The organism is Micromonospora sp. NBRC 107095 (assembly GCF_030269705.1).
Taxonomy (GTDB): domain Bacteria; phylum Actinomycetota; class Actinomycetes; order Mycobacteriales; family Micromonosporaceae; genus Micromonospora; species Micromonospora parva.
Map to the genome: position 1 here is coordinate 677,295 of NZ_BSTU01000003.1, position 6,927 is coordinate 684,221.

The 6,927-nt window shown below is 71.5% G+C and carries 5 protein-coding genes and 1 rRNA gene; 2 read left to right on the top strand and 4 right to left on the bottom strand.

Annotated features, from left to right (window positions below):
* The first annotated feature begins 92 nt into the window (after positions 1-92).
* A complete protein-coding gene (locus QSK15_RS19960; RefSeq protein WP_285795635.1) occupies positions 93-1,550 on the top strand; it encodes a VOC family protein in 1,458 nt (485 codons plus the stop codon).
* 39 nt (positions 1,551-1,589) lie between these two features.
* On the opposite strand, the gene QSK15_RS19965 is transcribed toward QSK15_RS19960, so the two are convergent.
* The 3 genes from QSK15_RS19965 to QSK15_RS19975 are packed head-to-tail and all read right to left on the bottom strand — an operon-like array spanning position 1,590 to position 5,970.
* On the bottom strand, positions 1,590-2,024 hold the full coding sequence (locus tag QSK15_RS19965) for a DUF4233 domain-containing protein (RefSeq protein ID WP_502889629.1): 435 nt from the start codon (positions 2,022-2,024) through the stop codon (positions 1,590-1,592).
* Entirely contained in the window at positions 2,021-3,355 is a 1,335-nt protein-coding gene (locus tag QSK15_RS19970) for a bifunctional folylpolyglutamate synthase/dihydrofolate synthase (RefSeq protein WP_285795636.1), read from the bottom strand. Before QSK15_RS19970 ends, QSK15_RS19965 begins: the two co-directional genes overlap by 4 nt.
* Entirely contained in the window at positions 3,352-5,970 is a 2,619-nt protein-coding gene (locus tag QSK15_RS19975) for a valine--tRNA ligase (protein WP_285795637.1), read from the bottom strand. Before QSK15_RS19975 ends, QSK15_RS19970 begins: the two co-directional genes overlap by 4 nt.
* A gap of 69 nt (positions 5,971-6,039) precedes the next feature.
* Here QSK15_RS19975 and QSK15_RS19980 point away from each other — a divergent pair, with 69 nt between their 5' ends.
* The gene (locus QSK15_RS19980; protein WP_030336594.1) at positions 6,040-6,726 is read left to right on the top strand and encodes a hypothetical protein; all 687 of its coding nucleotides are present in this window, start codon (positions 6,040-6,042) and stop codon (positions 6,724-6,726) included.
* 84 nt (positions 6,727-6,810) lie between these two features.
* Here the strand turns inward: QSK15_RS19980 and rrf are convergent.
* Positions 6,811-6,927 (bottom strand): 5S ribosomal RNA (rrf, locus tag QSK15_RS19985).

Sequence of the window (6,927 nt, forward strand, 5' to 3'; positions counted from 1 at the left end):
TAGCGACCCGGCCCCGGCGTCGGCGCGGCGGCCGGTCTTTCCCCCGGTGGCCGATCCGGCCTAGCCTGGTCCTGACCCCCGGGAGGTCCACTGTGGCGAATGGCGGGAACCGACCCATCGCGCCGGTACGCAAGCTGATCGGCGCGGTGCTGGGCACCGTTGCCACGTTCGTCGTCCTCTTCGGCCTGGGCATGACCAGTTGGGCCATCGTGGCTCTCGGGGTCGCCCTGTTGGTGCTGGCGATCGCACTGGCGACCGTACGCGGCGGCGGACGCACCTGGGTGGTCGGCGTCGGGCACGTGCACAGCGCCTCGGAACCACCCACCCAGTACGCGTTCGGCCGCTGCGAGCTCCAACTGGTGATCGACGCCCCGGGTCTGCCGCCACGGTCCAAGAAGATCATCGAGCCGAGGGTGCCGGTCTCCAAGTGGCCGTCGCTGGGCCAGACCCTGCCGATCCGGGTCGCGTTGGACGACCAGCGGCACGTCAAGGTCCTCTGGGACGAGGTCCCGACCCACGCCGAGACCGCCGCCGCCGTCGCCGACCTCCCGCCGGAGTTCGCCGACGCCGAGGCGATGGACGAGGTGCTGATCCAGCAGGACGCGCCGCCGTGGGCCGACCGCGCACCGGACGACGACTTCCGCGAGGACTTCCGTGACCCGGTCGGCGACCCGTTCCGGGACCCGCTCGGTGACCCTGTGCGCGCCGATCCGCTGCGCACCGACCCCCGGCGTGACGATCTCCGGCGTGACGACGCGGGTGTCGTGGCCGAGGAGCGCGAGCCCGTGGTGATGCACCAGAGCCCGGGCGGCCCGGTGGTGTTGGAGGGCGTGGTCGTCGAACCGCAGACCGGCGGGCTGCCGCGGCGGGCCACCCCAGCCCCCCGCCCACCCGCCGAGGAGCGCTTCGACGAGCCCATCGCGGACCGGTTCGACGCCAGGGAGGACGGCACTGTCATCCCGCCCTCCGACGACACCGTCGACCCGCCCGCGCAGCGCTTCGAGCCGCCGCCCGCGCAGCGGTCCGGCCCCGGTGCGGCCGACCCGTTGGACCCGCTCGACCTTCCGCTGGACGATCCCTCCCCGGCCGGTGCCGCGCCCGAGACGGTGACCGACGAGGAGTTCGACCGGGCGATCTTCGGGTTCGCCGCCGACTCGGCAGCGGATCCGGCCGCACCGATCAGCGGGGTGGGCCTCACCCTGCTCGTCACCGACCTGTCCCGGTCGCTCGGCTTCTACCGTGACGTGCTCGGCTTCAGCGAGGTCGACCAGGGCGCCCACAACGCCGTCCTCGCCTCCGGGGCGACCCGGATCGTCCTGCGCGAGGTGACCGGGGCGGCGCCCATCAGCCGCCGCCTCGTGCACGTCAACCTTGAGGTCAACGACATCGAGGCCGCGTACGAACGGTTGCGCGAGTCGGGCGTCCGCTTCACGTACGCGCCCCGGGTGGTCAACCGGGGCACCAAGCTGGAGGGCTGGGCGGCAGCCTTCCGTGACCCGGACGGCCACGGTGTCGCCCTCACCCAGTGGCGCGAACGCGCCGACGCCTGACCCGGCCCGCTCCCGCCTCCGGGCGTCGCCGACGGGTCGTCAGCCGAGGATGACGCGGCGAACGTGCAGCGCGTACGCCCAGACCAGGGCGAAGATGATGCCCAGCCCGAGCAGCGACCAGTGCAGCAGACCGCCCAGCAACAGCAGGCCCTGCAGCACGGTGCCGGCGTTCCAGGCCCACGGGCGGCGCATCATGCCGGCGAGCACCACGGCGGCCACCGCCAACGCCACCACCGCACCGATCGCGGCGCCGCCGAGGTCACCGCCGACCACCCGGATGGGCTGGATCGCCAGCAGGAGCACCAGCGCCTCCAGGCTGAGCGTGCCCGCACCGAGACCACGTACCGCCCGCTCCGGGTTGCGCAACCCGGAGCGCCGCGGCTGCCCGGCCATGGGCTCCTCCCCCACCGGCGGCTCGACCGGCGCGCCGGTCGGCTCCCCGGCGGTGTGCGGCTCCCGCTCCGGGCTGGTCATCGCTTCAGCAGCCGGCGCGCGTCGGCGACCGTCACCACGGAACCCGTGACCAGCACCCCGACCCCGCTCAGCTCACCCGGGACGTCCTCCTCGGCCAACGCCACCGCCAACTCGATGGCGTCCGGCATCTCCTCGGCCGAGTCCACCCGCTCCTCGCCGAAGATCTCGGCGGCCAGCGCGGCGAGCTCCTCCGTCGGCATCGCCCGTGGCGAGCTGTTACGGGTGACCACCACGTGGTCGACCACCGGCTCCAGCAGCTCCAGCAGCGCCTCCGCGTCCTTGTCGGCGAGGACGCCGAGCACGGCGACCAGCTTGCTGAACGCGAACTCCTCCTGGAGCGCGGTGACGGTGGCCTTCATGCCGTGCGGGTTGTGCGCACCGTCCAGCAAAACGGTCGGGGCGTTACGGACCCGCTCCAGCCGGCCCGGGGAGCTGGTCGAGGCGAAACCCTCCCGGACCGCCTCGATGTCGAGCTGACGTCGAGCGCCCGCCCCCAGGAACGCCTCCACCGCGGCGAGCGCCACCGCCGCGTTCTGCGCCTGGTGGGCGCCGTGCAGCGGGATGAACACGTCGTCGTACACGCCGCCCAGGCCCTGGAGGGTGAGCACCTGACCGCCGACCGCGACTGCCCGACCGAGCACGCCGAACTCGCCGCCCTCCCGCGCGATGGTGGCCCCGACCTCGGCGCAGCGTTCGAGGAGCGGGCCCGCCGCCTCCTCATCCTGCGCTGCCGCGATCACGGTGGCGCCCGGGTGGATGATGCCGGCCTTGGCCAACGCGATGTCCTGGAGCGTGTCGCCGAGCCACTCGGTGTGGTCCAACCCGATCGGAGTGATCACACAGACCCCGGCCTGGAGAACGTTCGTGGCGTCCTCGGCCCCGCCGAGACCGACCTCGACCACCGCGATGTCGACCGGCGCGTCGGCGAACGTGGCGAACGCCAGCGCGGTCGTCATGTCGAAGTACGTCAGCGGTTCGTCCGACCGCGCGTCGACCAGCTCGGCCAGCGGTTTGATCTCCTGGTACACCGCCGCGAACCGTTCCTCGCTGACCGGTTCCCCGTCCAGGGCGATCCGCTCCCGGACGGTCTCCAGGTGCGGGCTGGTGTAGCGGCCGGTGTGCAGCCCGAACGCCCGCAACAGCGAGTCGATCATCCGGGCGGTGGACGTCTTGCCGTTGGTGCCGGTCAGGTGGATCGAGGGGTACGCCCGCTGTGGGCTGCCGAGCAGGTCGAGCAGCGACTCGATCCGGTCCAGCTCGAAGACCATGCGGGTGAAACCGCGGGCGTTCAGCTCGGCTTCGACGGCGGCGAAATCGGTACGGTCGGTCACGAGGGCAGTGTCTCCAGAGCAGCGTCGATCCGGACCAGGTCGGCCTCGGCGGTGGCGAGCCGGTCGCGGATCTTCGCGACCACCGGCTCGGGGGCCTTCCCGATGAAGGCCGGGTTGCCGAGCTTCGCCCGGGCCTGCGCGGCCTCCTTCTCGGCCGCCGCGCGGTCCTTGGTCAGCCGGGCCCGCTCGGCGGCCACGTCGATCGAACCCCGGGTGTCCAACGCGACACCGACCGCGCCGGGCATGGCCAGCGTGGCGCTGGCCTGGAAGTCGTCACCGGCCGGGTCCAGCCGGACCAGCGAACGGATCAGCGGCTCGTGGGCCGCGATACCCGCACCGGACAGCCCGTCCAGCCGGGCGGCCACCCGCTGCGTGGGACGCAGCCCCTGGTCGGAACGGAACCGGCGGATCTCGGTGACCACCCGCTGCACGCCGAGCAGCTCGGCCTCGGCGGCGTCGTCGACCAGCGACCTGTCGGCCACCGGCCAGGCGGCGGCCTGCACCGTCTCGCCGCCGGTCAGCGCGAGCCACAACTCCTCGGTGACGAACGGAATCACCGGGTGCAGCAGCCGCAGCAGCTGGTCGAGCACGTGCCCGAGCACCCGACGGCTGGCCTCGGCCCGCTCGCCACCCTCGGCGAGCACCGGCTTGCTCAGCTCGACGTACCAGTCGCAGACGTCGTCCCACGCGAAGTGGTACAGCAGGTCGCACACCTTGGCGAACTCGTACGCCTCGAACTGCTCGTCGACCTCGGCGGTGACGTGCGCCAACCGGGACAGGATCCACCGGTCGACGGTGGAGAGCTGCTCGGTGGGGGGCAGGTCACCCGTGGTGTGTGCGCCGTTCATCAGCGCGAACCGGGTGGCGTTCCAGAGCTTGTTGCAGAAGTTGCGCGAACCCTGGCACCACTCCTCGCTGACCGGGACGTCCTGGCCGGGGTTCGCGCCCCGGGCCAGGGTGAACCGGGTGGCGTCGGCGCCGTACCGGTCGATCCAGTCCAGCGGGTCGACCACGTTGCCGAACGACTTCGACATCTTCTTGCCGAACTGGTCGCGCACCATGCCGTGCAGCGCGACCACGTCGAAGGGCGGCCGGCCGTCCATCGCGTAGAGGCCGAACATCATCATCCGGGCGACCCAGAAGAACAGGATGTCGTACCCGGTGACCAGCACGCTGGTCGGGTAGAACTTCGCCAGGTCCGGGGTCTGCTCGGGCCAGCCCAGCGTGGAGAACGGCCACAGGCCGCTGGAGAACCAGGTGTCCAGGACGTCCTCGTCCTGGTGCCAGCCCGCACCGGTCGGCGGCGCCTCGTCCGGGCCGACGCAGACGATCTCGCCGGCCGGGCCGTACCAGACCGGGATGCGGTGCCCCCACCACAGCTGGCGGGATATGCACCAGTCGTGCATGTTGTCGACCCAGGCGAAGTAACGCTTGGCCAACTCGGCCGGCTCGATGCGGACCCGGCCGTCGCGCACCGCGTCACCGGCGGCCTGGGCCAGCGGAGCGGTGTTGACGAACCACTGCAGCGACAGCCGCGGCTCGACGGTGGTCTTGCAGCGCGAGCAGTGCCCGACGGCGTGCACGTACGGGCGCTTCTCGGCGACGATCCGGCCCTGCTCCCGCAGCGCTGCCACGATCGCGGGGCGCGCCTCGAACCGGTCCAGCCCCTCGAACGGGCCGGGCACGGTGATCACACCCCGCTCGTCCATCACGGTCAGCGCGGGCAGGTCGTGCCGCTGGCCGATCTCGAAGTCGTTCGGGTCGTGGGCCGGGGTCACCTTGACCATGCCGGTGCCGAAGGACGGGTCGACGTGCGCGTCCGCGACGATCGGGATCCGGCGGCCGGTCAGCGGCAGCTCGACCTCGGTGCCGATCAGGTGCTGGTAGCGCTCGTCGTCGGGGTGCACCGCCACGGCGGTGTCGCCGAGCATCGTCTCGGCCCGGGTGGTGGCCACCACGACCTCGTCGCTGTAGCGGATCGAGATCAGCTCGCCGTCGTCGTCGGTGTGCTCGACCTCGATGTCGGAGAGCGCCGTGAGGCACCGCGGACACCAGTTGATGATCCGGTTGGCCCGGTAGATGAGGCCGTCGTCGAACAGCTTCTTGAAGATGGTCTGGACGGCGCGGCTCAACCCCTCGTCCATGGTGAAGCGCTCGCGGTCCCAGTCGACGGAGTCGCCGAGGCGGCGCATCTGACCGAGGATGGCCCCACCGGACTCGGCCTTCCACTGCCAGACCCGCTCGACGAACTTCTCCCGACCGAGGTCGTGTCGGGACAGCCCCTCGGCGGCGAGCTGACGCTCGACCAGGTTCTGGGTGGCGATGCCGGCGTGGTCCATGCCGGGCAGCCACAGCGCCTCGAAGCCCTGCATCCGCTTGCGACGGGTCAACGCGTCCATCAGCGTGTGCTCGAACGCGTGACCCATGTGCAGCGAGCCGGTGACGTTCGGCGGCGGGATGACGATGGTGAAGGGGGGCTTGTCGCTGTCGGCGGAGGCCCGGAAGTGCCCGCCGGCTACCCACTGCTCGTACCGTCGCTGCTCTACCTCACCGGGCTGATACTGGCCGGCAAGGGTCGGGGCGTCGGGGCGTCGGGCATCCAGTCTCTCGGTCACCGGACAAGTCTACGGAGCGCTTCCGCAGACCTGACGTGCGCCACCTGCCGTTCGCGTACGGTGTCGGCTATGTCCGACGCACATCTCACCCAGCGGTCGCTCGACGGCGGCCGTGAGCCGGTCGAGCTGACCGAAGAGCCGATCCAGCTGAGCACCCGCGACTCCGGAGGCGACCCCGACGAGCGATCCGGTGGCTGGTCCCGCCGCCGCAAGATCGCTTGGGGGGCCGCACTGGTGGTCGGTCTCGCCGGTGCCGGGGTGCTCGGTGTCGCTGGGTGGCGGGTGGCGCAGCAGAAGGACACCCAACTGACGTCACCCGATCAGGTGGTGGGTCTGACCCGCGACGACAGCGAGCGGGCGAAGAGCACCGCCGACTATCTGCGCAGCGGCCTGGCGGCGAACATCGAGCTGGACCGCAGTTTCGGCACCGTCTACCGCGACCCGGCCGACGAGAAGCGCTCGGTGCTCATCTTCGGCGGCACCACACTGCTCTGGCAGCCGGAACGGGACCTGGACAGCCTCTTCCGCCTGATGTCGGACGAGACCGGTGCGGTGAACGGTCTGCGCGAGCTGCCCGCGGGCGACCTCGGCGGCGTGCTGAAGTGTGGCAGCACCAGCGGCGAGGGAGGGGACTTCGCGGTCTGCGGTTGGGCCGACCACGGCAGCGTGGTCATGGCGATGTTCCCGGGCCGGTCGGTCAACGACGCCGGCGACCTGCTGCGCGATCTCCGCGACGGCATGCAGACCCGGAACTGACCCGCACCCGTCGGCGCCCAGCTCACCGGAAACGAGTAAACGCAGTTAAGGCCACCCCATTGGGGTGGCCTTAACTGGAAGTTTGTCCGGCGGCGTCCTACTCTCCCACACCCTCACGAGTGCAGTACCATCGGCGCTGGAGGGCTTAGCTTCCGGGTTCGGAATGTAACCGGGCGTTTCCCCTCCGCCATGACCGCCGTA